Source organism: Spiroplasma sp. SV19 (genome assembly GCF_030060925.1).
In the GTDB taxonomy this organism is placed as follows: Bacteria; Bacillota_I; Bacilli_A; order Mycoplasmatales; family Mycoplasmataceae; genus Spiroplasma.
This window is the reverse complement of the sequence record NZ_CP045455.1, coordinates 235,348-260,566: the sequence shown is the minus strand read 5'-3', so window position 1 is coordinate 260,566 and position 25,219 is coordinate 235,348. Positions and strand designations below refer to the sequence as shown.

Annotated in this window: 28 protein-coding genes and 2 pseudogenes; 13 read left to right on the top strand and 17 right to left on the bottom strand. The window is 28.0% G+C overall.

Translation table 4 applies throughout. The features are described from left to right. Positions 1-33: 33 nt before the first annotated feature. From udk to oppB, 10 genes are all read right to left on the bottom strand, one after another. On the bottom strand, positions 34-684 hold the full coding sequence (udk, locus tag E7Y35_RS01215) for a uridine kinase (RefSeq protein ID WP_283272531.1): 651 nt from the start codon (positions 682-684) through the stop codon (positions 34-36). Between the two features lie 74 nt (positions 685-758). Then, on the bottom strand, positions 759-2,543 hold the full coding sequence (locus tag E7Y35_RS01210) for an APC family permease (protein WP_283272530.1): 1,785 nt from the start codon (positions 2,541-2,543) through the stop codon (positions 759-761). A 283-nt stretch (positions 2,544-2,826) separates the two neighbouring features. Further along, on the bottom strand, positions 2,827-3,132 hold the full coding sequence (locus E7Y35_RS01205; protein WP_283272529.1) for an MMB_0454 family protein: 306 nt from the start codon (positions 3,130-3,132) through the stop codon (positions 2,827-2,829). Positions 3,133-3,163: 31 nt separating this feature from the next. Next, a complete protein-coding gene (gene efp / locus E7Y35_RS01200; RefSeq protein ID WP_283272528.1) occupies positions 3,164-3,721 on the bottom strand; it encodes an elongation factor P in 558 nt (185 codons plus the stop codon). A gap of 170 nt (positions 3,722-3,891) precedes the next feature. Further along, on the bottom strand, positions 3,892-4,542 hold the full coding sequence (locus E7Y35_RS01195) for a hypothetical protein (protein WP_283272527.1): 651 nt from the start codon (positions 4,540-4,542) through the stop codon (positions 3,892-3,894). Between the two features lies 1 nt (position 4,543). Beyond that, complete coding sequence (locus E7Y35_RS01190) at positions 4,544-6,718, bottom strand: ABC transporter substrate-binding protein (protein WP_283272526.1); 2,175 nt, start codon at positions 6,716-6,718, stop codon at positions 4,544-4,546. Between the two features lie 3 nt (positions 6,719-6,721). Beyond that, positions 6,722-8,941, bottom strand: a complete 2,220-nt coding sequence (gene oppF, locus E7Y35_RS01185) for an oligopeptide ABC transporter ATP-binding protein OppF (protein ID WP_283272525.1) — start codon at positions 8,939-8,941, stop codon at positions 6,722-6,724. A 1-nt stretch (position 8,942) separates the two neighbouring features. Beyond that, positions 8,943-10,646 (bottom strand): oligopeptide ABC transporter ATP-binding protein OppD, encoded by a 1,704-nt coding sequence (oppD, locus tag E7Y35_RS01180; RefSeq protein WP_283272524.1) that lies wholly within the window; start codon positions 10,644-10,646, stop codon positions 8,943-8,945. Between the two features lie 26 nt (positions 10,647-10,672). Then, positions 10,673-11,662, bottom strand: a complete 990-nt coding sequence (oppC, locus tag E7Y35_RS01175) for an oligopeptide ABC transporter permease OppC (RefSeq protein ID WP_283272523.1) — start codon at positions 11,660-11,662, stop codon at positions 10,673-10,675. A gap of 16 nt (positions 11,663-11,678) precedes the next feature. After that, positions 11,679-12,923 carry an oligopeptide ABC transporter permease OppB gene (gene oppB / locus E7Y35_RS01170; protein WP_283272522.1) on the bottom strand — a complete coding sequence of 415 codons (1,245 nt, stop codon included), beginning with the start codon at positions 12,921-12,923 and terminating at the stop codon, positions 11,679-11,681. Positions 12,924-13,127: 204 nt separating this feature from the next. Here oppB and E7Y35_RS01165 point away from each other — a divergent pair, with 204 nt between their 5' ends. Further along, positions 13,128-13,598, top strand: a complete 471-nt coding sequence (locus tag E7Y35_RS01165; RefSeq protein ID WP_283272521.1) for a hypothetical protein — start codon at positions 13,128-13,130, stop codon at positions 13,596-13,598. A gap of 109 nt (positions 13,599-13,707) precedes the next feature. Here the strand turns inward: E7Y35_RS01165 and E7Y35_RS01160 are convergent, their stop codons facing one another. From E7Y35_RS01160 to E7Y35_RS01130, 7 genes are all read right to left on the bottom strand, one after another. Continuing rightward, complete coding sequence (locus E7Y35_RS01160) at positions 13,708-15,249, bottom strand: sulfite exporter TauE/SafE family protein (RefSeq protein ID WP_283272520.1); 1,542 nt, start codon at positions 15,247-15,249, stop codon at positions 13,708-13,710. Positions 15,250-15,357: 108 nt separating this feature from the next. Next, positions 15,358-15,732 carry a Rid family detoxifying hydrolase gene (locus tag E7Y35_RS01155; protein ID WP_283272519.1) on the bottom strand — a complete coding sequence of 125 codons (375 nt, stop codon included), beginning with the start codon at positions 15,730-15,732 and terminating at the stop codon, positions 15,358-15,360. Further along, positions 15,732-16,925 (bottom strand): threonine ammonia-lyase, encoded by a 1,194-nt coding sequence (ilvA, locus tag E7Y35_RS01150; RefSeq protein WP_283272518.1) that lies wholly within the window; start codon positions 16,923-16,925, stop codon positions 15,732-15,734. Before ilvA ends, E7Y35_RS01155 begins: the two co-directional genes overlap by 1 nt. 39 nt (positions 16,926-16,964) lie before the next feature. Beyond that, the gene (locus E7Y35_RS01145) at positions 16,965-17,468 is read right to left on the bottom strand and encodes a GNAT family N-acetyltransferase (RefSeq protein WP_283272517.1); all 504 of its coding nucleotides are present in this window, start codon (positions 17,466-17,468) and stop codon (positions 16,965-16,967) included. A gap of 161 nt (positions 17,469-17,629) precedes the next feature. Continuing rightward, positions 17,630-17,779: a 50S ribosomal protein L33 gene (gene rpmG / locus E7Y35_RS01140; protein WP_070406773.1), complete on the bottom strand. Its 150-nt coding sequence runs from the start codon at positions 17,777-17,779 to the stop codon at positions 17,630-17,632. Positions 17,780-17,894: 115 nt separating this feature from the next. Next, entirely contained in the window at positions 17,895-18,674 is a 780-nt protein-coding gene (locus E7Y35_RS01135) for a hypothetical protein (RefSeq protein WP_283272516.1), read from the bottom strand. Beyond that, complete coding sequence (locus E7Y35_RS01130; RefSeq protein ID WP_283272515.1) at positions 18,622-19,422, bottom strand: ATP-binding cassette domain-containing protein; 801 nt, start codon at positions 19,420-19,422, stop codon at positions 18,622-18,624. The genes E7Y35_RS01135 and E7Y35_RS01130 overlap by 53 nt, the downstream gene beginning before the upstream one ends. Before the next feature lie 232 nt (positions 19,423-19,654). Between E7Y35_RS01130 and E7Y35_RS01125 the strand changes: the two genes are divergently transcribed. The 12 genes and pseudogenes from E7Y35_RS01125 (at position 19,655) to E7Y35_RS01070 (ending at position 25,109) form a co-directional block, all read left to right on the top strand. Further along, the gene (locus E7Y35_RS01125) at positions 19,655-19,795 is read left to right on the top strand and encodes a hypothetical protein (protein WP_283272983.1); all 141 of its coding nucleotides are present in this window, start codon (positions 19,655-19,657) and stop codon (positions 19,793-19,795) included. A 79-nt stretch (positions 19,796-19,874) separates the two neighbouring features. Next, a complete protein-coding gene (locus E7Y35_RS01120) occupies positions 19,875-20,024 on the top strand; it encodes a hypothetical protein (RefSeq protein WP_283272514.1) in 150 nt (49 codons plus the stop codon). After that, complete coding sequence (locus E7Y35_RS01115) at positions 20,024-20,272, top strand: hypothetical protein (protein WP_283272513.1); 249 nt, start codon at positions 20,024-20,026, stop codon at positions 20,270-20,272. Before E7Y35_RS01120 ends, E7Y35_RS01115 begins: the two co-directional genes overlap by 1 nt. A gap of 217 nt (positions 20,273-20,489) precedes the next feature. Further along, positions 20,490-20,897, top strand: coding sequence for a hypothetical protein (locus E7Y35_RS01110; protein WP_283272512.1), 408 nt, complete (start codon positions 20,490-20,492; stop codon positions 20,895-20,897). Positions 20,898-20,899: 2 nt separating this feature from the next. Continuing rightward, positions 20,900-21,064, top strand: a complete 165-nt coding sequence (locus E7Y35_RS01105) for a hypothetical protein (RefSeq protein ID WP_283272511.1) — start codon at positions 20,900-20,902, stop codon at positions 21,062-21,064. Positions 21,065-21,067: 3 nt separating this feature from the next. Beyond that, positions 21,068-21,862, top strand: a complete 795-nt coding sequence (locus E7Y35_RS01100; RefSeq protein ID WP_283272510.1) for a DNA adenine methylase — start codon at positions 21,068-21,070, stop codon at positions 21,860-21,862. A 278-nt stretch (positions 21,863-22,140) separates the two neighbouring features. Further along, complete coding sequence (locus tag E7Y35_RS01095; RefSeq protein ID WP_283272509.1) at positions 22,141-22,314, top strand: hypothetical protein; 174 nt, start codon at positions 22,141-22,143, stop codon at positions 22,312-22,314. Positions 22,315-22,323: 9 nt separating this feature from the next. After that, a complete protein-coding gene (locus tag E7Y35_RS01090; RefSeq protein WP_283272508.1) occupies positions 22,324-22,758 on the top strand; it encodes a DUF3627 domain-containing protein in 435 nt (144 codons plus the stop codon). Between the two features lie 151 nt (positions 22,759-22,909). Continuing rightward, a pseudogene (locus tag E7Y35_RS01085) lies at positions 22,910-23,112 on the top strand (DUF2649 family protein). 357 nt (positions 23,113-23,469) lie between these two features. Continuing rightward, positions 23,470-24,483, top strand: coding sequence for a hypothetical protein (locus E7Y35_RS01080; protein WP_283272506.1), 1,014 nt, complete (start codon positions 23,470-23,472; stop codon positions 24,481-24,483). Continuing rightward, positions 24,476-24,873, top strand: a pseudogene (locus E7Y35_RS01075) (hypothetical protein). Before E7Y35_RS01080 ends, E7Y35_RS01075 begins: the two are co-directional and overlap by 8 nt. Then, positions 24,873-25,109 carry a hypothetical protein gene (locus tag E7Y35_RS01070; protein WP_283272505.1) on the top strand — a complete coding sequence of 79 codons (237 nt, stop codon included), beginning with the start codon at positions 24,873-24,875 and terminating at the stop codon, positions 25,107-25,109. The pseudogene E7Y35_RS01075 and the gene E7Y35_RS01070 overlap by 1 nt, the downstream one beginning before the upstream one ends. Positions 25,110-25,219 lie beyond the last annotated feature (110 nt).

Sequence of the window (25,219 nt, the reverse complement as noted above, 5' to 3'; positions counted from 1 at the left end):
AAAATAAAATAGTTAAGGTTTTTTCAACTTTTTTTACTTTTTATCTGGTTGTTCTGTTAATAAAGTTTTAATCTTAGTTGCAATCATATCAATTGCAATTTCGTTGCCCTCATAATATGGCACAATAATATCGGCATATTTAATACTTGGTTCAACAAAATATTCATACATTGGTTTAACCGTTGTTAAGTATTGGGTAATAATACTATCAATTGTTCGTCCCCGTTCATTTAAATCTCGCGTTAACCGACGAATAAAACGAATGTCATCTTCAGTTTTAATAAAAATTTTAATGTCTGATAATTGACGAATTTCTTCTAAGGCTAATCCTAAGATCCCATCCAAAATAATAACATCTCCCGCCATAACATGATTTGTTGTTTCCAACCGATTATAAACAGTAAAATCATAAATTGGGGTCTGAATTGATTGGTGTTGTTTTAATAATGTTAAATGATCTACTAATAAGGTTAAATCAAGCGCATTCGGATGATCAAAATTAATTTGTTTGCGTTCTGCTAAAGTTAAATAATCTAACTTTTTATAATAATGATCCATTTTTAAGTAAGTAATTTTTTTACCCTGTAAAATTTCAGCAATTTTAGTGGCAACTGTTGTCTTACCACTGGCTGTACCTCCAGCAATTGTTACTAACTGAACGTTATTTACTTTGTTTAGTGCCATGATTTAAACCCTCCAATGGTGCTCTAATGTTAGTATAACACAAAGAAAAACAACTTAACTATTGTTAAATTGTTTTATTGATCATGTTCTTCGGCATCTTCAGCAGCTTCAAGTTGCCTATATTTATCAAAAACATTGTCTAATTCACTTAGCATATGTTTAGCATCTTGGTAATTAGGATTGTTGTGATTTTGATATAAGGCCTGATTCCGCTTTAAATAATACTTAATTTCATTACGAATTTCTAATGAAACATATTTTCAATCATCTGTTACTTCAAATTCAGCATCCAATTTTGCTTGTAATTCAGGGCGTTCTTTCATCCGGCGTAAATATTTTTGACGATAATAGGTAAAATATCAAACCGTAGCAAAACTAATCGAGAAGCCAACAAAGGCTAATTCAATTGCTGTACCAATAATTGCACTTTCATGTTTAGTTCCTGTTGTTGAAACAATATTATTAATTAAACTATAATAATGTCACACAAAGACAAAGCATAAAATAATAAATACAATTGGAAAAGCAATATGTTCTCATATCCGCATTTTAATTTTTTGTTGATATGCTAATTTTAACGCAACCGCAATTACCATTGCATAAATAAAAATCGTAATCGCTGAAGAAGCTTCTGTTAATGATGAAATATCAAACGGCTGTTTATATGTCATTGCTTGAGCTGGCGTTGCCATAAACCCAAAATCTTTTGTTAAACTAACTCCTTTAATAATATCAGGAATTGCTAATCAAATAAAAATCATTAAACTAGTAATTACCAGATTTAAAATTGAAGCACGTACTGGTAAACCATCTTTATTTAGTTTCCGTAATCGATCTGGTAAATATCCTTCCGTTGATAATGGCTGTAACGAAGTTCCACCATACAGGGCATTCTGCATTGCAACATTAACTTTTAACGCCAGCGCACTAATAATCATAATAATGGGACCTCCGTATAAAATGATTTTATTACTAAAGCCTAAACTTCACGTCCCCATATTCATATTTTGGACAAATTTTGTAAAACCAGCAAAGAAAATAATTGAGATAACAATATAGAAAATGGTACTAATTAACATAATTAAAATAATACCTCGTCCAATATTTTTTTCTGGATTACTAATATTTCGTCCTGCGGTTGAGAAAACTTCAAAACCAGCAAAGAAGAAAAAGCAAAAATTAAACGCTTTCACAAATCCTGGTAACGAAAACTTAGTATTGTGTCCTCAATAACTTAAGTTTTCCCCACCATGTTGAACAGCTAAAACTAAACCCGCAAGAATTAAAAAACCAGCGGTAATTCATTTAATAATTCCTGTTCCATTCGCTAATTTTTTATATAATTTAATTCCCCCAAAGATAATTGCTGCTGCTGACATATAAATGGCAATTCCAATAAAATCTAATCATAAGTCCCCAAATGACCCTCAATCAGCAGCATATCACGGAACGCTAACACTTCCATCAGGATTAACTTGTGAAATTCAATCTGCTCCAAATGAACCACGAATCAACATCATTACTTGAATTGTAATTAAAAATGGTAATGAAACATATTGCATAAAAGCAACAAAAATTCCTCAAAATTTTCCGAAAGTTGTTCGAACATAAATGTACGAGGCTCCATTATTGTTTGAATGATGAACTCGTGCCATTTTAGCAAATGCCCAGGCACATATTCCAGCAATTAGTCCTTCCACTGCAAATAACCATACAGTATGAATACCAATTGAATCAGGTTCTGAAATATTTGCTAAAATAGCAAAATTACCGATAAAACTAATTCCAACAGTATAATTAAAGCCTAATCAAACAAAATCCGCCAAACTAAATTTTTTGTTTTGTTCTTTTTTAAGCATAAAATAGTTTTTTCCTTTCTAGTTAAAAAACAGTGTTAATATTTAATTGATGATATTTACATAAAAATTAAATTATAACATTCAAATTATTTAAGTTTTTTCTAAATTAAATAATTTAAGTGTAATTATAACCATCTGAAATGAAAATGCAAGCAAGGACCAGAAAAAAAATTAAACCGTTAGATCGCTTAAAAAATATTATCTTAATAATAAAAAAAGAAAATTCAAAGATTTTCATAAATAATAAGTCTACTTTTCCCCCATTAACAAAAATTATTAAATATTAATGATGATAAGCAATACTAATGTTTTTTGGTTTAATTTGTAAGGAATAACTTAATTCTTTCATAATTGCTTCATTAATTTCTTCTGTTAACTGATTTAATCCCTCTTCATGTAATATTTTTCCACTAATATAAATATGTAAAATTGAATTATCAATCATTCGACATTCAACTTTATCAATAAAATATTGGTGTGTAATCTCTCGAATTGAATATAAAATAATTTTTTTAATTGTTAATAAACTCACAATAATACTACCACGGTGATTACTATCAATTGTTAATTCATTAAAATTATTAGTCATTTTTAATCGCTCCTTATATTTGTTTTAGTTTTTATGCACGACCAGAATATTTACCATCACTTGTTGAAACAGTAATTAATTCTCCCTCTTTAATAAATAATGGTACTTGTAACTCTAAACCAGTTTCTAAAACCGCTTTTTTCATAGCACCAGAACTAGTATCTCCCTTCACTGCTGCTTCAGCTTCAGTGATTGTTAAATCAACTTTATCTGGTAAAATAATTCCTAAAACTTCGCCATCATATTTTGTTACAGAAGCCATTACGCCTTCTTTTAAAAAGTTTTTTTCTCATATCAAACTGTTTGATGGAACTTCTAATTGTTCATAACTCTGGGTATCCATAAAAATAATATTTGCTCCATCATCATATAAATATTGCATCTCAACCTTATCAATCATTGCTTTTTCAACCTTATCGCCTCCCGTAAAGGTAATTGTAGTTGTCGCATTACTCCGCAGATTTTTTACTTTTGCTTTGACATGCGCTTGCCCACGCCCTGACTTTGAATGTTGTGCTTCAATTACCGCATAAATATTACCTTCATATTGAAACGTTAATCCTGGTCGAAAATCATTTACACTAATCATTTTATTCTTCCTTCTCTATTTTATTGTTTCCATAATTATAACCTAATTTTAGCAAGAAATAAAGACAGCAAGAAAATTTGCTAAAATTTTCTTTTGTCTATTTGTTACACTTTATATTTTAAAAAAGAAAAAGGTGCTAATTCATGGTTTGAAGTGCACCGTTTACTTTGTTAACTGAAAGTAATAACATTTTTACCAACATAACGTTCTGAACTTGGAACTGCCGCAATTTCAACTTCCGTTGCTGTTTTTTTAATGTCAAAATGACGCGTTGTAAAATAAAATGTTGGATTTAAAATAGCAAAATATTGCATCATTGCTGTTGCTGGTAAAGGCTTTAAAGTCTTTTCTTCATAATTAAACTTAATTGTTGCTAAATAAACTGGTTGTGTCCGATACAATGCCGTTGTAATAATTTCTGTTGCATCAGCAAAATGGATACTGGTAGCACTCGCAGCAATCTTGACCTTAATTAAGGATGTTTTTTCACCACCACCCGTTGTTGGTTGTCACTTTAAATCAGTTCAACTACTTGGTGTTGTTCCTTGTTGATAATAAGTAAATTCTAATTCCTTACTAGCCACTTCCCCACGATACTCATTTGTTTCTAACGCCCCATAAATTGCATTTTGAAAAATTGTTTCAGTTACGGTTGTGATAGTATTTTGAGGATCAAAGACAGGAACTAATGCTAGTTGTGTCTTAAAGAGCGCTAATGAAATTTTACTACGATCACGCGTTTCAAAATTACCACAACTAACAGCTGTTATTGGAGCACTAATCATTGTTAAAGCACTAAACATTGTTAATAACTTTTTCATTCTAATAATCCTCCCTAAAAGCAGCATAATCAGTTTGAATAATTGCTAATTGTTGTTGATATCGTGTTTCAATAATTTGTCGTTCACGTTTTGTTAATAAGTACGGATTTAATTCCATCCCTCAGTGCTTATATTTTGAGCTTCCATAGCCAACAGTAATTTGTGTTCGTGGTGTAACATATGAAATCCGAATTTGATATGAACCATTAGGAACATAAGTAGGAATAAACATAAAATCAGTATAAATTGAATTAAACTCTGCTTTGGCAAAACTTTCATATCGCTTAGTTAATAATTTTGGGTCAGTAATATGATCAGCATCTGCAATTTGGTTTGTATAATTTTTAAAAATATTATAAAAACTTTCAATTGCGTTTGTTGATTTTAAATGATTTCAGTATGGATTATTTAATTTATTGACAATGTCAGCAAACTCAGGAGCACGATTATTTTCTAATTTTAAATCACTAAAGATTCGTGATGTTCCTGAATAATATTGTAAATCACCGCCAAGGGAAAATGTATGTAAATAGCTATATGGATCAACATAGTCTGGTGATCATCCACCAACAAAGATATCTCAATCGGCTTTTTTTGTTCGACTAATATATTCAGTTGCATCAACAGTAATGTCAGGAATAATTTTAATTACATTATTTTCCGCATTAAACGAATCAATCATATTTAATAAAAAACGATTATTTGTTAAAGTTCCGGCCCCATTCATCAAAAAGCGTAGTTCAACACTTGATGAACCAATGTTTTGTTGTAACCAAGCTCGAATCTCATCTAAAATATTTTTATCATTTTTTAATAAATCTTGGTTAAGATACAAGGCATCACTACCATCTTTTAATAATTGGCTACTTGCTTGCACATCACCATTTAAATATTTATTAGCATATTCTGCTTCTACATAGTTCGCATAATCAACATTCCCATTTTTAATAAAATAACGAGCCGTATAAACATTTCGCAAAAATTTTGATGTTGGCGAATCATCTAAGGCTTCTGAATAGTATTTAACAAACTTACTGCGGTCTAAATGTGTGACTAAATATTTTCGAAGTTTATCATATTGTAATGCTTTACTAGCATTCAGCGCTTGTTTCGCCAAACTATTATTATTTTTTAAGATATCAGTATTAGCATAATTAAACGTTATTGTGAAAGTTATTGGATCAGGATTAATAATACTTGAAGCACCACTAAAAGTTGGATTAGCTGGATTAGGACCAACATATTTTCCTCACCCATTGGTATCAGTTGGTTGAACAATAAAATCATTAACATCTCCTGATTCAAATAATACCCGTTCACGAGAAACATCATTATTTGCTAAATATGTATAATTTAATTTATCAATATACGTTAATTTAGCATAACGATATTCGGGATTTTTACGTAATAAAATTTGTGAAGTTGAGCCATATTTTTCAACTAAATATGCTCCTGAATATCAAATATTTTTAAAGTTTGTCCCATAATTATAGCCTTGCAAGACTGCTTTTTCTGGCATTGGGGCAAAAGCCAAATAAGTCATTAAAGTATCAAAATACTCGGCTGATTTTGTTAATTTAATTGTAATTTCATCATCAGCTGAATTAACACTCATTCCTAATTTGCTTCAAATTGGATCATTATAATAATCTGGTTTATAACTACCAGTTTGAAAATGCTCTCAAATTTCTTGCGCTCCCGCAATGAAAGTTCGTCAGATTCCTGCTGTTGATGATAAGTTCTTTGGAAATAAAACAAACTTAGCTGTATTAATCATATCACTTGCCTTAATTTGGCGTTGAAAATTACCACGATAATCAAATCATTTTGCTTGTGGTGAAATTTTATATTTTCATTCACTCTGATCAGCATTTGGCTGACCAACATATTTTGATGTTTTATCGGCTTGAACAGCAATATCACCAAAACTCCGATTATATTTATCAGTTGCCACTAATGTTCCCACTAAATCTGCTAAAATTTTGTTGTCTTCTCCTTGAATTGTTGTTCCGTTTGATCATGATGTTAAAGGAAATTTAAAAATAGAACGAAAAACATTATCATAATTTAAACGATTCGCTAAGCGATCTAAACTAATTCCACATGATACGACCAAAGGGGTCACAGTTGTAATTGTCGTTAAACTTGCAAAAAGCGCTAATTTCTTCTTTAACATAGTTTATGCCTCCTTACTTTTTGCTCCAGCAATTTTAACTTTTGCTGCCGCAACTTCACGGGAATTACCAAATAAATAATGCCCTGTTTTAATTTCAGTAAACTCTGGTAAATCAAATAAATAATCTCAATGTTCTTTTTCTGGTTCATAAATAAAATGAACTTTTTCTTTTTCATAATTTGGATTAGGTAGCGGAATTGCTGATAATAACGCACGCGTATAAGGATGCAATGGATTAGCAAATAATTCTTCTGCTGGAGCTAATTCTACTAATTGACCATGATAAATCACAGCAATTCGATCAGCAATAAAACGCACAACAGATAAATCATGGGCAACAAAAATATAAGTTAAATTATATTTTTGCTGAAATTTTTTTAATAAATTTAAAACTTGTGCACGAATAGAAACATCTAACGCTGAAATTGGTTCATCAGCAATAATAAATTGTGGTTTCATAATTAAAGCCCGTGCAATCCCAATCCGTTGACGTTGTCCTCCTGAAAACTCATGAGAATAACGTGATAAGTGTTCTGGTAATAAACCAACTTCTTTTAAAATATTTAAAATTAAAAAATTCTTTACATTTTTATCATTAACTTTTTCTAGTGTTAATGGTGTTTCATTTTTGCCTAAATTACTATTATAATAACTTAAGTATAAATTTCGCGCTTCATCATTTTTATATAATTCAGGAAAATTAGTTAACCCTTCTCCAACAATTTCGGCAACAGAAATGCGGTCATTTAATGATGAAGATGGATCTTGAAAAATCATTTGAATCTTTTTCTTCTGTTGACGATTTTCGCGATGAGTTGGTAATTTAAAAAGTTCAGCCTCTTTAACAATTTCATCAATTAATGGTAAATCCAATAAATCTAATAACCGATTTGAATCATTAATCTCAGCTCTTGAATATTTGTATTCTTTTTGAATTCATGAATAATACAACTTAATTGTTTCTTGGTCACGAAAAACCCCATGTCTTGCCAAATAAGATAAATCACGTAATGTTGTTTGTAATTGCGTCTTATCTGTTATTGCTGTTAAACTATCTTTTAATACCGGACTACACTCAGCATCGGATAAAGCAATTAATGTTGCTTTAAAATCAGTTGCTGCTAATAAGTTAGCACAAGCAGTTGCTGAAATTGATGTTTTTAATAAACTATTAGCATATTTTTCTTGCAAAGTAATAATTGCTTGACCATTTGCTATTGGATCTAATTGCAACTTTTTTAACTGCTTCAAGTATTCCTTTTCAAAATCTTTTTTAAAAACATTATAACGTTTGTTATAAGCAAAAATATATTTCACTCGTTTTGATATTGGCACAAAAAGAATAAAAGCTTTTCGCTGGTTTTTAGCAATATTTTTAACATTAGTTAATAATTCATCATGGACTGGTAATAATTTTGCTAATTCTTGAAACGATTGATCATAATACTTTTTTGTTTGTGTAAGAACAAAGTTAGTTTTTAATTCATTTCGAATTTGATCTAATTTTAAAAGAATTTTATAAATTTGATGTCCTAATAAAATACATCCTTCAATAATTTCAATATTTTCTTGTACCCGCATTTTAATTTCGATTTCTAATTCCAACGACAGGGATGGAATTCATTCGTGTAAATTGTTCACAAATCGTAAAATTCGTTGGTAATTTTTTAAAATTTCTTTTAATAAAATTAGATTATTTTCATACATTTCTTTTACTAATGCAAATTGATGTTTACTATGATTAAAATTTAATAAATCAATGTTACTTAAAGTAGCATCACTTGTAATTAAATGCTTATTTGTTTCATAAGGAATTAATTCCTTTGTACTAATCATATAGTGTTTATTCTCAAAATAGCGATAATAACTAATTTTTAAATTATTAATATAATTACTCAGATTTTTATTTAATAACATATTATTATTTTTTAAAAGACGAAATTGTTCATTAATATGTAAATTAATTTTATACAATTGTGGTGGTTTTCCCTGTATTACTCGTCGTTCCATATAGACAGTTCCATCTTTAATAGCTTGAACTCCCGCAATCGCACGACCAATTGTTGTTTTACCACTTCCTGATTCTCCAACAATACTAAAAATTTCTCCCCGATAAATATCAAAATTTGCTCTTTTAACGGCATTTACTTTCTTATTTTTTTGGCGAAATTGAATTAACAAATCGCGAACCATAATAAATTGCTCTTGTTCGTTCTGATTCATTTTAATCACCTACCTTTGCATCATTTTTAAGTTCTTCCAACTGGCGCAATTGTTTTGGTTTTTCCACTTTCGTTGCTCGTGGATCTAATAATCATGTTTTTGCATAATGAGTTTCAGTTACTTTAAACATTGGTGGTTCTAACAAATAATCAATTTTCATCGCATATTGATTTCGTGGTGCAAAAGGGTCACCATAAACTTTCGCGTATAACGATGGTGGTGAACCAGGAATTGAATAAAGTTCTTCGCCCTTTTCTCCAAATTGTGGTAACGAAGATAATAACGCTCATGTATAAGGATGCTTTGGATTGAAAAAGATTTCATTAACAGTTCCATATTCAATAATTTGCCCCGCATACATTACAGCGACACGATCTGCGATATTAGCGACAACACCTAAGTCATGAGTAATAAAAATTATCGTAAATTTATACTCTTTTTGTAATTCTTTAATTAAATCTAAAATTTGCGCTTGAATTGTAACATCCAGGGCTGTTGTTGGTTCATCACAAATTAGCACCTTTGGTTGACAAGCTAACGCAATCGCAATAACAACTCGCTGACGCATTCCACCAGAATACATCCCAGGAATATCATGGTAACGTTTTTTCGCATTTGGAATTCCAACTTTTTCTAATAATTCAATCGCAAGTTTCTTTGCTGCTGAGCGAGAAAACTTACGATGTTTTCGTAATACTTCTGATATTTGAAACCCAACAGATAATAATGGATTTAAAGATGTCATTGGGTCTTGAAAAATCGTTGCAATTGTTTGACCTCGTAATTTACTAATTTGTTTTGCAGCTTTTAATTTATTAATAAAACAAAAGTTTTTAATTAAATTTCATTCCTCTCACAAATTGTTAAAATCACGATCATTTAATGGCTGTTGTTGTAGCATTAAAAGATTCATTTTATTAATCCGATAACGAACCCCATCAGTAAAAGTTGTCTTCTTAAAATAAGTTGCAATTTTTTTAAATTCTTCATCAGTTGGAATGATTTGTGTTTCAAAATATTTTTTTAAAAACAACATATTTTTATTTAATAAATACTTTTCTGCTCATGTTAAATTTTTCATTTTATTAATTTCATTAGTATAATCAGTAATTCGACTTTGTAATAATTCAATATTTTTTGCTTTAAGATCTGAATCTAGTAACATTGCTTGTTGTTTCATAAGTTTTTTAATTTGGTCACTAATTTTTACTAATTTATTATTTAAACGATTTGAATGCGTAAAATTAATTTGCTGTTTTAATTCTTGTTCTTTTGCTTTTAATTGTGCTATTGTTGTTTTAACTGTCTCTAATTGTAAATTATTGATTATTTTAATTTTTTGCTCTGTTTTAATAATTAATTTTTTATTATATTTGACAATACTTTTTCGTAAACTACTATCTAATAAAATTTTATGAAAATCAACTAAGTGAACAGGTTTTTTAAAGTAAGTTAACTCATCAGTTAGAATATTAGTTGATGGTGAATAAACAATTGAACCATTGCTAATTCAACCATTATTTTCTAACATATTTGTAAAAGTTTTTGTCATTACTGACTTTCCGCTTCCTGATTCTCCAACAATTGCTAATGTTTCACCATCATAAATATCAAATGAAATGTTACGAATTGCTGTTAAAACATTTGCTCGAGTTTTAAATTTTATAACTAATTTTTTAATTGAAATTACAATTTCTTTTTTCATAACGCGATATCTCCTTTAATACTTTTTTATTTATAATGGTTTTTTGGATCTAGTGAATCAGCAAATACTTTCCCAAATAAGAAGAATAAAACAGATGTTCCAGCAATGAAACAAACAGGAATAATTAATAAATGAGGGAAATCTTGTCACTTACTTGACGCTAATACCTCGTTTAGAATAAACCCTAATGTTGTATTTTCACGTCCTTGAATAAAGCCAAAGTTAAAATAATTTAAAGTTGAATCAATAGCAATTGCCATTGGAACAGCAAATGATGCAGTTTGAATAATTAATGGTAAAATACGCGGCATAATATTTTTTGTAACAATTTTTGGGCCTGATGTTCCTAGCATCTTTGAAGCAATATTATACTCAGTATTACGAACTAAGATAATTTGAACACGAATAACTTCAGCTAAAGTGATCCAACTCGTCAAGGATACAGCAAAGATAATTACAATCATTGATTTCCCTAAGGCAAAAATGATAATTAACCATAAAATTAATGTTGGTACTAAATTTAAAAATCTAGTAATTTCAATAAATAAAATATCAAATTTTTTATAAAATCCTCAAATTGAACCAATGATAATTCCTAATAAAATTTGAATTAAAGCAATAATTAACGTAAATAATAAGGTAGTACGCATTCCAATTCAAATTTTATCTCAATAATTTTCCCCATTCATTCCTAACCCAAATAAATAAGTTGCACTTGGTGCTAATGGTTGTTGATAATTTGGAATTGGTAAATCAGTTGGTAATGGATTAGCAACTTTCCCAATTGGGACAATTGCTGTTAATAAGATAATGGCAATTAATAATAATAAACAAACAATAAATGTTTTTTTAGCAATTAAAATTCTTCCAACTACTTTTCAATAACTATATGATTTAATTGAAATTCGTTCATTTTCTTCGATTTGAGGACCGACAATTTCAAATAAACTTGAATCTAAGTTATCAACATCATAGTTTTGAAAATCAAATAATTCTTCATCTGTAATTCTTTTCATCATCATGTTCCTCTCTTTATTTTGTTAATTTTATACGGGGGTCTAAAACCGCCATAATAATATCTGCTAATAAACTCGTAATAATTCCGGAAGTTGCTGTTAAAAGAATATATCCCATTACAACAAAAGAGTCTTTATTTCCTACCCCAGAAACAATAAACTTACTCATTCCGGGAATTGCTCAGTTTTGTTCGGCAAAAATACTTGCCCCAAAAATAGTTGTTACAAAAGCAGTTGGTAATAATCGAAAGATTCGAATTCCAGCATTACGGAAAATATGAATATAAAAAATATAACGGTTAGTCATCCCTTTTGATAAAGCAAATTTGGTATAATCAGCTGTCATTTCATCAATAACATACCGTCTTGTATTAATCACAATTGGTGGGGTAATCATTAGAAAAATCGCAAAAACTGGCCAAAACTTAGTATCAAAAGTTCCTGAACTAAATAATCCATGGGCATAGAAAACATTAATTGAAATTAAATAAACACCCACCACTAAGACGACCGGTGGAATTGCTAAAAAGATAATTGAGCCAGCGTTGATGGTATTATCAACCCCACGTTCCTTATTTTTAGCAGAAATAATTCCTAATGGAACACCAATAAAATATGCTAATAAAACAGCAATTGAACCAAAAGCAAACGAATATGGAATTGCTCTGGCAAAAATTTCTGATACTAATTCTCCTGGCTGTGCAACAGCAGTTGAGAAAACTACTCCTAAATAAAAGAATGTTGTAATTTTATCTCCCACTAATTGTCCAGTTACTGGATCAAAGGCACTATTAACAATAATTGTCTTTTTAATAAAAGGCATAATATTATATAAATATGTCCCTAATTGGCTTCAAATTGAACCATATACACCAAAGATTTTCATTCTTTGTTCTAATAAATTGTTATATTCTGGCGTTCCTGGTAGAATATTTAATTTATTAATATCAATATCGGAAATATAAATATCATCAGGTGTTACTAATCGTAATAAAATAAAAATAACACAAATTGCTAATAATAATGTAATTATGGCAAAAAAGATTCTTTTTAACGAATAACCTAATAATGGAAAACGATCAAAAAGTTCACGTCGATGATGATTAAAAATCTTAGCTTTATATTTCATCTCGGCAAGTCATGATGTCCGTTTATCTGCTGTTTGATAATCTAATTCAACATTAGTAAATTTTTGATCATATTCTTTTGTAGCTAAAATATTGTTTTCGGAAATATTTTTCCTCTTGTTAATTCCTTTCATATATTTTTTCCCCTCCTTGTATTAAGGAAAAATAAAATATCCCTTTTTTAAATTTTTAATAAAATAATGTACTTAAAATAATTCGTTCAAATAATGTGCTTGATACAAAATATAATTTTATATTATGTTATTATATTTTACTTTTGTAAAAAATACAATATAATTTAATAATAAAATTAAAAAATATTAAAAAAGAGGGACAAAATGGCTAAAAAAAAGAATGTTTTTAAACAATTACACCAATTAAAGCAAGAAGAAAAGAAAACTCACCAAAAAGAAGTGGCAGAAATTGTTGATGATACTTATCAAAATCACACCTTAAAATTAGAAACTTATCAAAAAATAAAAAAAATTACTTGATTTCATTGCGTAATTGCTATTTTAATAAGTGCTATTTTAATAGGTTTCAGTTTTTTATTAGGTATTTTTGCCTTTAAAGATATTAAAAAAACCGAATGAATTGTTGTTAGTTTTTTAGTTATTATCCTCTTGATTTGATTTATCTTAGGATGATACAAAAATAAAACTGCCGCTGCTTATTTTAATGATCATCGTCGCCGTTATCAACCTACTTTAACTGATCAAGAAGCAAACATTAAAAAAATCCGTAATATTTTATTAATTATTGCCGGAATTTTATTAATTTCTTCGCTAATTATTTTCTTTACAGTATAATCCAATCTTTTTTCTAAAAAAAGAAAAGACCTTGCTTATAAATAGCAAGGTCTTTTAAAACGACAGTTATTAGCAAAAACATTAAGTAATTATTCTTAAAAGTTATTTTTTAAGTTCACACTAATGTTTTAATGTTATACATTTTCATTTTTGACTCCTCTTTTAACATCTCATCAGTAGGCATTAAACTAATTTTTGCCAGTTTTTCAGTAAACATTTCATTAAATTTCTCTTTATATTTCTGATAATAATTTTCTGTCTCTGCCTTACTCAAGTTGACATTTTCTTTTCGTAAATCCAAATATTTTTTAAATAACATAAATGCTGCATAATACATTACTCCAACGGCAAATCATTTTAAGTAATAAGTAAACTCATTCATTTTAACTCCTAATCCACCTTGAATTCCAACAAAAACAACAAAGAAGGCAGTAACAGTTCCAAGAACACCCCCAATTAAAAGACCATAAGCAACTTTTGGACTATAATTATTATCACGATGAAATGTTCAGGCTGTTGTTGGTAATGCAAAACCAGCTGCACAAGTCATAATGGGAAAAGCAATAATTGTTTCCATTCCCAATAACGATACAATCGCTAATGCTGGAGCATACAATCCAACCCCAAAACTTTGTAATCCACCAATAATAAAGAAAGCAATAATTCCAACTGCTAGTTTTCACCCACTAAGGCCTTTGGTCCCAACAGTATTAAATAAACCAACTTGTCCTAAAATCATTAAAATACCAGCTAGAGCTAAGCAAACAGCAACAAATAAAGCAACAAATTTTTTATTAACCTTATTAACAATCTTTGCTGCGCAAAAGGCTCCAACCATCGCTGCTATAACTAATGTTACTAACGTTACTAATTCAACTTGAATCGCACTAACAAACAATGTTCCTGCTAATAAATTGGGAATTGTTAAACCAATATTTAGCGTTCCTGGTAACTTTTTAACATCCGAGACACTATTTGTCGCATTTAAAGCAGCAACTGTTACAACAAAACTCCCAACCCCAATTGTATCTGTAAAACTACCAAAGAAACCAATTGTTGAGATTTTAAAAAGGTTTTCCTTTTTATCTAAAAAAATTCGTTTTGTTGTATTAAAAACAATAAATCCTAAAAATCCTAAAATTAAAACAATCCCAATACACATGAAAATAAAAGCTGTTAAGTGGTTTTTATTCGTAAAAGTAAACTTTTCCCCATCATTAGCAATTTTAAAATAAAATAAATAATTTACCAATAAACTAGCTAATAATAACAATAATGTTAAAATAACCGCCATTAAAACAATTGTTCTACCACTTAAATTTCGTTTCATCATATTATATTCTGTTTTAATATTTCTTAATTCTTGTTTTTTGGTTTGGTTTGGTTCGGTATTATCTTGCAAAATACGAGCAACTTTTGCTTTAAATTCTTGTTGTAATGCTTGATAATCTAAATCACTTTTTAACTTATTTGATTCTTGATATTCATACATTGCCAAGGAATAATTTAAATTCAAATATTCTTGAATCTTTTGACAATATTCATAATAAGTGTCTTTGATATATTTTTCTTTTAAGTCAAAATCAGTTTTGGTAAGACTATTTTTTTTAAGTGCTTGTTTTAAAAACGTAATTTGCTGTTTATAAAACATTTTTAATTCTCTTTGTCGATCAGTTCATTGATAAATATTGGTTGTGTGATGAAGTAAATCATTCTCATTTTTAATAATTTTTTCTAATTGAGCTTGATTTTCCATATTTTATTTAAAAGCAATAACTTCAATTTCCACAAGACCAGCTTTTGGTAAGTCTTTTACGGCAAAAGTACTTCTTGCCGGTTTATGCGACCCAAAGAATGTTTCATAAACTTCATTAACAACAGAAAAATCATTAATATCTTTTAATAAAATCGTTGTTTTAACAACATTATCTTTATTATAATTTGCTGCGGTTAAAATCGCATTAATATTCGCTAAAACTTGGCTCGTCTGAACTTGAATATCAGCTCCTAGCACCATTGTCTTTGGATCAAATCCTAATTGTCCCGAAATATATAAAAAACCATTCGAAAGTTGTACTGCTTGAGAATAAGGACCCACTGTTTGGGGTGCTTGATCGGTATAAATTAATTTCATTATTTAGTAATTGAATTAATAAATTCTTTTTCCATAACAGTATATCCTAACTTCTCTAAGTCAATAACAATATTTGCTAATTCGGTTTTTCTATTAATATCAACTACTAATCGAATAATTTCACGGTTAACTTCTAAACTATTTTCTAATTGGGAATCAGAGATTTTATGAATTTGAACACCATGCGAATCAACAACATTTGTAATTTTCGTTAAATGTCCGTGTCCTAACGGTGCATCAATTTTTAAAACAACTCGACGACGTTGATTAATTAAAGCACGGTTTGTAATATTTAAAAAGGTTGTCACATCAATATTTCCCCCTGATAAAACACAAACAATTTTTTTATTTTTAACATTTAATTTATTAAATAGCATTGCCGCAGTTGTTACTGCGCCTGCCCCTTCTGCCACAATTTTACAATTTTCAAATAAAAATAAAATTGTTTCTGCAATTTCTGCTTCCGATACAAGAATAACATCATCAACATACTTATTTAAGATACTAAAAGTAATATCTCCCGTCTGTTTAACAGCAATTCCATCAGCAATTGATAATTTACCTTGGACTTGAAATGCTTGGTTTGTTTTCCTTGCCTCATAATAACTCGGAACATTCTGACTTTGCACGCCGATTAATTTACAATTGGGATTGACAGCTTTAACATAGCTTGCAATTCCGGAAAGGATTCCTCCTCCACCAATGGGGACCAGAATATAGTCAACTTCTTTCAAGTCTTCTAATATTTCTATTCCAATTGTTCCCTGACCAATAATAACATCAAGATCATTAAAAGCATGGACAAATACTTTGTCCTCTGTTTTAGCAATCTCTAAAGCTTTTTTATTGGCATCATCAAAAAAATCACCATGCAAAATCACTTCCACACCATAATTTTTAGTTGCATTAATTTTACTAATTGGTGCTGTTTTTGGCATCACAATTGTTGCTGGTACATTTAATAAATTAGCTGCAAAACTAACTCCTTGTGAATGATTACCAGCACTTGCGGCAACAACACCTTTTTTAATTATTGCTGGTTCAAGCGCCATCATTTTAGATAAGGCCCCCCGCAGTTTAAATGAAGTAATATTACTTAATTTCGTTGCGTAAATTACTGGAGTTTTAATAATATGATTTTTAATTTTGATATATGTATTTTCAACTTGTTCTCTTGAAATATCATATTCCATAAGTATACTCCATTCTATTTAATTTTGGGCCTAATTTAATTATAATTGTAAAATTGTAAATTGTAAATCCAAGTGCAACAAATCAACTCCTTTCCGAGTTGATTTGTTGCACTTCATATTACAGTTTACATAATTGTGTAAATTCTTTTTAATTGCACTATAATGATGTTTTTGAAAAAAAGCAACAGTTGGTAAATAAGCATCAACAGTAATATCTAAAAAATCATTTGCTTGGGCAACTGCTTCTAATTGTTGTAACATTTTTTTACCAAAATATCACCCTTGATATGCCGGATCAACATACAGTTGTGTAATTTGATTTTGTTCAAAGTGATATGATCCAAAAGCTAAAATTTTATTTTCAAAAATAATGACATACCCTTCTTCTTGAATTAAAACCTTACAAAAATCTTCGTTTTGCCATTGTTGTAAAATTGCTGCTTGTTGGAGTAAACTATAATCCCCAATGCTAATTTTACTAAATGCTTTTTGTCGTAATTCTTCAATTTGATGTTGATCTAAGATTGTTGCCCGACGAATCATTGTCCTTTACTCCTTACTTATTATTCCTTCATAACATTTTTTTGGCTATTAAAATCATCTGTTGAAGGTTATTTTCCAACATCAGATTTTCCTCTTAATAATCATAACACAAAATTAATTAATAACTAAAAGCATAAAAAATAGTTCCTGTATATAAGGAACTATTTTTTTTCTTTATGTAAAGTATGTTGGTTACATTTTGAACAATATTTTTTTACTTCTAATTTTTCTTGTTGTTTCTTTTTATCACGTTTTGCAATATAGTTTTCTTCTTTGCACTGTTCGCAACGTAAAATTATTCCTTCACGCATTTACTGATTCCTCTTTTCTGTTCAAACATAATTCTTCGCATAATTTTGCAACAAGTATATCATAGCAAAATAATTGCTTTTTGCCAATTAATTTTAACTTCTTTTTTGTAATATTTTAATTATCTCAACGGAAAATTCGAATGATTAATCATGTTAAAAGACCAGTTAAAAGAATTAAACCCAAAATAACCCCTAAACTAATACTTAAACCATTCAATGACAATAAAGTTTCTTGATAATTGTTCCCAAATAGGGCTGGAATAAATGCGGCGACAATAAATGAACCCCCAACAAATAAAAGACTAAAGATTCCTGTTACTAATGATTGCACAGTTCGTGAATTTATCAAAATAACAGCAATCATCATTAAGCTAATCGCAAAAGCAGTAATAAAAATAGAAAGAAAGAAAAAGAGAAAAACAACGAAATTATAAGCCACAGCAAAATCAATTTTTAAGGCAGCAGTGATAATAAAACTAGCAATTAACACTAATAAATCCGCAATTAATACTAAAGTAAAACAATAAGCATAAACAATAACAATAAACCCAAAAGGTTTAATTCCTAATAAACCAATTCGTTTATAAACAACCGACATTTTTAAATCAATTATGAATCCCATCATCATATACATTGCAACACTAGCACCACTTGCAATAAAAGTAATGCCAATTGACAATGACATTACTTCTGGTCCGTGGCGGTTATCAAAAACCGCTTGTGCAAGAATTCCAATTGGAATGATAATAACAGCAAAAATCAAAACTAATTTTTGACGACGTAAGTAATTTATAAAAAAACTATATAAAGAAAATAAATTAATTTTTTCACTAACTAAACAATTATTTTTTGTTTTTATCGATGTATTTTGCTCAGTTTTTTGCTCATTTATCATTTTCCATTGCTCCTGTTCTATAATCTTGGTTATAACCACCAATTTGGTATTCTTTAAACTGATCTTTAACAAATTTTTCAACACTACCATATTTGGTGACTATTTCGTTAATTTTTGATACTTTTGTGATTTCACCATAAACCATAAAAATTAAAGTGTCACAAAATTTTTCAATCTCTCCCATATTATGTGAAATTAATAATAATGCCTTATCTTGGTTGGCCAAAAAGTTACTTAATATTTCATATATTTTATCTTTAATTTCTAAATCCAATCCTGTTGCTAATTCATCAAGAATAATTAAATCTGGTTCAACAATTAATGCTAATAAAATATTAATCTTTTGTTGTTGTCCCCCCGATAGTTTTGTAATATCTTTATTCATTATTTTTTCAATTTGTAAATCTAATAGCAATTGATAAATTTCATTTGGGGAAATAAACAAATTATAAGCTTTTAAATATAAATTTAAAATATCATAGCCAGTAACTCCCTTTGGATATTTTGATTCTTGTAATTGCATTCCAATGCGAACTCCAAATTTCTTTTCACTAGTTCCATCAGAAACACGACGAAGTTGTGCTAAAATTTCACATAAAGTTGTTTTTCCAGTTCCATTTGGACCAACAATTCCAATTCGATCGCCTTTTTTCACCGTTAAATTAACATTTTTTAAAACATGTTGTTTGCGATAAAATTTATTGATATTAACGCCTTTAACTAAAAAGTCTTCTGTTAAATTAGTCATTCCTAATCGCTCCCATTTCTATTTATCAGATTATTAAAATTATATAATAAAAATCAGCCAAATTTTGACTGATTTTTATTAATTTTTATTTTTTATTTTTGTCCAAAATATCATTCATTGTTAATTTTAATTCTTTTGTCTCTTCAATTTCTAAATCTTTTTTATATTTATTTTTATTGTAAACTGTAATATGAAGTGCAACAAATCAACTCGGAAAGGAGTTGATTTTTTAATGGAAAAGAAACATTATTTTATTTTGCGGTCCTTAGTAACTAAGTATGGAAAAGATAGTGTTATTAATACTGTAAATAAGATAGTAATTAATAATGTAAAGAAAATGAATAAATTATCCGCTAATAAATTACGCGGATAATTTATTCAATATAGTTTATTTTGAGCGTAGCGAACACGCGAAGCGTGTCGCGGGGTTAATTTTTAGGAGGAGTTAAGTTATGCCAGTATGGTTAACATGAATATTTAGTATTCTTATTTTACTAGGTATTTTTGCTTGAATTGGTTTGTCAATTTATCAGAAAGTTCGCCAAATTCGAGGAAAAAATAAAGAAAAGAAAGAAATTGAAAGTAAGGAGGATAAAAAATAATGTTGGGAATTTATTTAACAACAGCAATTAATTTTTTAGCAGTAGATACACCTACTATTTCTGATGGAATGGGTTCTATGTGAAGTGGTATTGGACAAGCTATGATGAAAGTTAAAGAAGCTGTTTATGCGGTTTTACCACAGTTAATGGCATTTCTTGGTGATGCTTGAATTATTTTAATTCCATTTGCCATTTTTGTTATTGTTAAGATTTTGAATTTCTTTAGAGTTATGGTTAAAGGATTCTAGTATTTTTTCTTGATCATGTACATTAGCTAAGGCACACTAGCTTTGTTATGTGATTATTTAATTTTATATTAACTATTAACTTGTTTAATAGTATTTTTCAGTGTGCCAATTTTGTATTTTTGTTTTTTATTACATTGTTTATTAACATTGTTTATTTAACAATACTAAGTTACATTAATACAACATTGGTTATTACAGTAATTTAAGGAGTATTTTTATGAAAAAAATTATAGATAGTATCGAGCAAATAATTTCAGTTTGTGGTCAAGATTTTACAAAGTGACCTAATAATATGGCACCAGATGTTTTGAAGGCAACTTATGAAATGTTGAAAGAATATCAGGAACAATTAAGTGGATACAAAGCAGATGAAGTATTTTCTAAAAATGATCGTGAACAAATTTTAGAAAAAGTAAAGAGTTTTTATGAAAATAAACTTGATGAAAAAGATAAAGAAATTGAAAAATTAAAGTATGATAACGCAATTTATACTGATGAATTATATAAGAAAGATGAAAAACAATTAAAGAAAAGTGATTTTGAACTTTTAGAATCTTGTGGTGCTTGTACTAAAATACATTGAATGTTAAAAGACAACACAAAATATGAAAGTTTGGAGGAATAGTTATGCAAGATTTGTTAGATGAAATTAAAATGAAAATTAAAACTATGCAAGCTACTTTAATTCAATTAGATCAATATAAAATTCATCATGAATCGATTAATATTATTCGAAAAGAAATGAGTTTTTATCAGTATATTGTGCAAGAAATGGAAAGTAAGATTAAATAACTTATGAAATTTATTAGCCCATTATCTTGACCTGGTGGAAAGGCAAAGCATTTTGATAAAATTAAATCATTTTTGCCGGGTAAATTTAATATATTTATTGATCTATTTTGTGGCGGTGCTTCAGTTGGTTTAAATGTGTTAGATCAACAGTTATGTACAAAAGTAATTTTCAATGATTTATACAGTGATTTAATTTATTTTTGACAACAAGGAATCCATTTTATTGAATTAGACTATTTGGAAAAACTAGCATATCCTAATTCAAAAAGTATTAATGAAATGAAAGAAAAAATGCTAGATGATTATTGTTTAAATGAAGGAGAAAAGTTTCTAATGAAAAATGCTTTAACTTTCAATGGTAAAGAATGAGGAACTTGGACAAATAAAAGATTACAACAAAATTTTAATATTAATAAATTAAAAAGGGTTGAAAATGTTAGAAAGCTATTGGTTAATCCTAAATATGATATTAAATTTTTCAATTCAGACTATAAAGATATTATTAATAAATATGGTAATGACGAAAATATTATTTGGTATTTAGACCCACCATATTATTACAATAAGGGAAAACCATATAAGCATTCAAAAATTGATTTTCAAGAGTTTAAAGAAAATATATTAAAGATTAAAGGAAAGTGAATTTTAAGTATTGATAATTCTGAATTCATTAAAGAGTTGTTTAAAGAATTTAATATTTCTGAATTTGAGTGAGTATATAGCTCTAGTAATTGCCATAATAGAAAACCAAAACTTGGCCAAGAACTAATTGTTACAAATTTTAAGGAGTTAGATTAATTATGTGTGAGTGTCAAGAATATAGTTGTGATATTTGCAAATTGGAAGTTGAAAAAGGCAAAAGAAATAAAAATTTTGTTTGTCGTATGATTTTGTGTCCTAGTTTAGATTGTATTAATAAGGGTGGTGTTAAATTATGTTAGGAATTTGAATATTTTTTATTAAAAGGAAATGTCAAATTTGTTACTCTATTTTAAATAGGAAATTTGTTGGTCGTTTATATTTTAAGTTAAACGTTTGTTCTATGCAGTGCAATCGAAAGCGAGTTGATTTGAATAATGTATCAGAAACCAAATTATAATAAGTCGCCTACTCCTTTTAATATTATTAAGACTATTGATATTGAATGATTTATAAATTTTAATGGTTTTCAATCTTTTCGTAAAATAATTGAAAGTAAATGATTTGCAGGTATTAATACTAGTAAAAATGAATTATATGTGTGAAAGTAAGGTGATTGTGTGAATTTTTATAAAAATATTAATGTAGCAAATTATTTTATTCTAAAAGAGTTTATTGTTTTTACAACAGAAAAAGCTTCCTTTATAAATTTGCCTAATCATAATCGACATATTGGTTTTTGGTTGAGTAATAGGTTTATTTATCCTAGTAAAGCACATTCTAATCAAGTAGCTATTGGTTTGATTTATGATAATTCTTATCCTATTTTTAAATATGATGAAAATTTGAAACGATATATTTGAAAATATTTAACTGGAACAGAATTGATAAATTTGTACGATCAATATAAACAAAATTATTTTGCCCGTATGAAAAAAGCTCTTTATCCTGATGAACCTAAAAAAATAAAAATAAAGAATAATAATGATAATTTAACAAACTGAAGTGTTGAACAAGAACAAGAATTATTTAATGATTGAGAAGACTTAAATTAAGATGAGTTTATATGATTATTGAGTACAGTTTGTAAGTTATATTATTGGTTCAAATGCTCCAGGATTTTTATATGTTTTGTCGTTTGTATTATTTATAATTTTATTTTTGGTACTTTTTTAAAGTTATTCAAAAAATTTTAAGTTTTTAAATATGGCAAAAGATTGAGAAAAATTAAAAGAGTTTTTGTTCATGTCTTTTTGTTTATAGATAAATCTAAAGTTGAAGAAATTACAACTTGAAATTTAACTCAAAATGAATATTTAACTCTTATGGTTGGTGTTTGAATTGTTATTTTATTTTTAACTTGGTTTTTGTTGTGAATGGTTTTCAAAATAGTTAGTTGTCTTAAGTAATTAAATTTTGTTGTTATTATGGTTTTCTCTCCCCACAAACTTTTATATAAATATTGATATTATTCTTTTGATTATTATTCCTGCTCCTATTAAAACTGAAATAATAATAAATCAAATAAATGTTAGGTCATTAATTTCTATTGTATTGAATAATCATATTATTTTATCTAATATGAATAATTCTTTTCCAAAAGGATTAGAACCTAAAAATAATAATATATAGGGCATTATTGGTGTAAATGCCCGTAGTATTCATAAAAAAATACTAAAAATATTTTATTCACTCTCCTTTTTGATTTGTGGGGAGAGAAAACCATAATAATACTAGTTTAATTATAAATAACTATTGGAGGTAAAATGAAAAAGTTTATATTTTTCTTAAAAAATTATTGTTATATTAGTGGTTCAATGGTTTTATTTAGTTTAATTGATCTGCTAATTTGAATTGTTTCATTAAATTATACTGGTTTAATATTTTGATTATTATTTGTTTTGCAATGTCTTTATTTTATTTGGTGATTATGAAAAAATATTTTTTATCAGTTAAATGCTTTTCGTTTAGTAAATTTTGTTTGAGATAACCCGTTGTCAGTTATTATTGGTAAATTAGGAACTGGAAAAACATTACTTTTAACTTATTTATCAGAAACAATGAAATTATTAACAGATAAGATTTATAGTAATTATCCATTAGAAGATGATAAAGTTAAAGTTTTAACATTTAAAAATTTAGACTTTACTGATCGAACAAAAGCAGTTCCCCCTGATGACAGTTTAATTTTGTTTGATGAGAGTTTTTTGTATATTGATGGGACAAGCCCGCATGATGAAAAAGTAACTCACCGTGGCAAAATTCCTTGAATTGTGTTGGCAAGACATTTTGGACATCGTGCTTTATTTACTGCACAACGCGAAGGTATGCTTTGAAATAATATCCGTCAATTAGCTAGTGGAATTATTATTCCTATTTCCCTTAAAAAACCTATTACTAAAAAAGGAATTAATTTTTTTAATAGATTCTTTATTATGCGAATTGGTATTTTTCAAGATATTACTGATTATGAAATTTGAAAAACAGAATCTGTCAAACGTACAGCGGAAGGTAAACGTGCAAAACATAGATCTGATGTTGGATTAGGAATTCGGTTTTTTAAAATAATTATCCCATTAGAAATCGCCCAAAAATATGAAAGTAAATGATTATCATTTGTTCGTGATTTAAAAAATGATGATGTTCCTGTTACTAAAGAGTATTATTGAACCCAACTTAAAGATTTAACAATAAAAGAACGTTTAGAGTTATTAGATATTGATATTCTTAAAAAGAATTTAAAACCTAAAAAAGAAAAAGGAAGTGATAAAAATGGTTAATATGTTAGCTGAAAATAGTAATTGGGATAAGATTTTTGCATTTATTTTTGATATATTTTTGTTTATTTTTGATGTAATTTGGAATACTAAATTACCAATGACAAATACTACTATTGCTTATTTTATTATATTTTTATGGTTGTGAAATTATCAATTTATGCTATACATGGTACTTCGACACAATATAATGATTTAGGTTCAACTGTTCAAACTAGTGTTTCAAATGTTTATTCTGCAACTGCTCGTGGTGTTTCTGATACTAAACAAGGTTTACAAAAACATTTTAAAGAACGTAAACAGTTTAAAAGTAATCGTAATAAACAACAGCTATCAAATTTAGCTAAGCAAGCTAAAACTCGTGAAGCTGCATTTAAAAGAATTAATAAATAATGATTAAATTAGTTTTATTAGTTGCAGCAATCGCTATTTTTGGGACAGGTTTTATTACGGTTATTATAAACCAATTGACGTCAGCAAAAAATATAATTATGGATTTGTATAATTCAGATACCTGGTTACTTTCATTGTTTGGTAAAATGGCAATTTTATTTAGTCATCCCTTAATGTTGACAATATCAAGTTTATATATTGTTGGGTTTATTGTGTCAAAAACGTTATATAGTTAGGAGTAGTTTAGTATGAAAAAAGTGTTATCTTTATCTCTAATAGTTATTTTAGGTTTTTTTAAGTCTAGTAATTCCTTTTATTACTTTAACAGCGTTTAAACCATTAAATC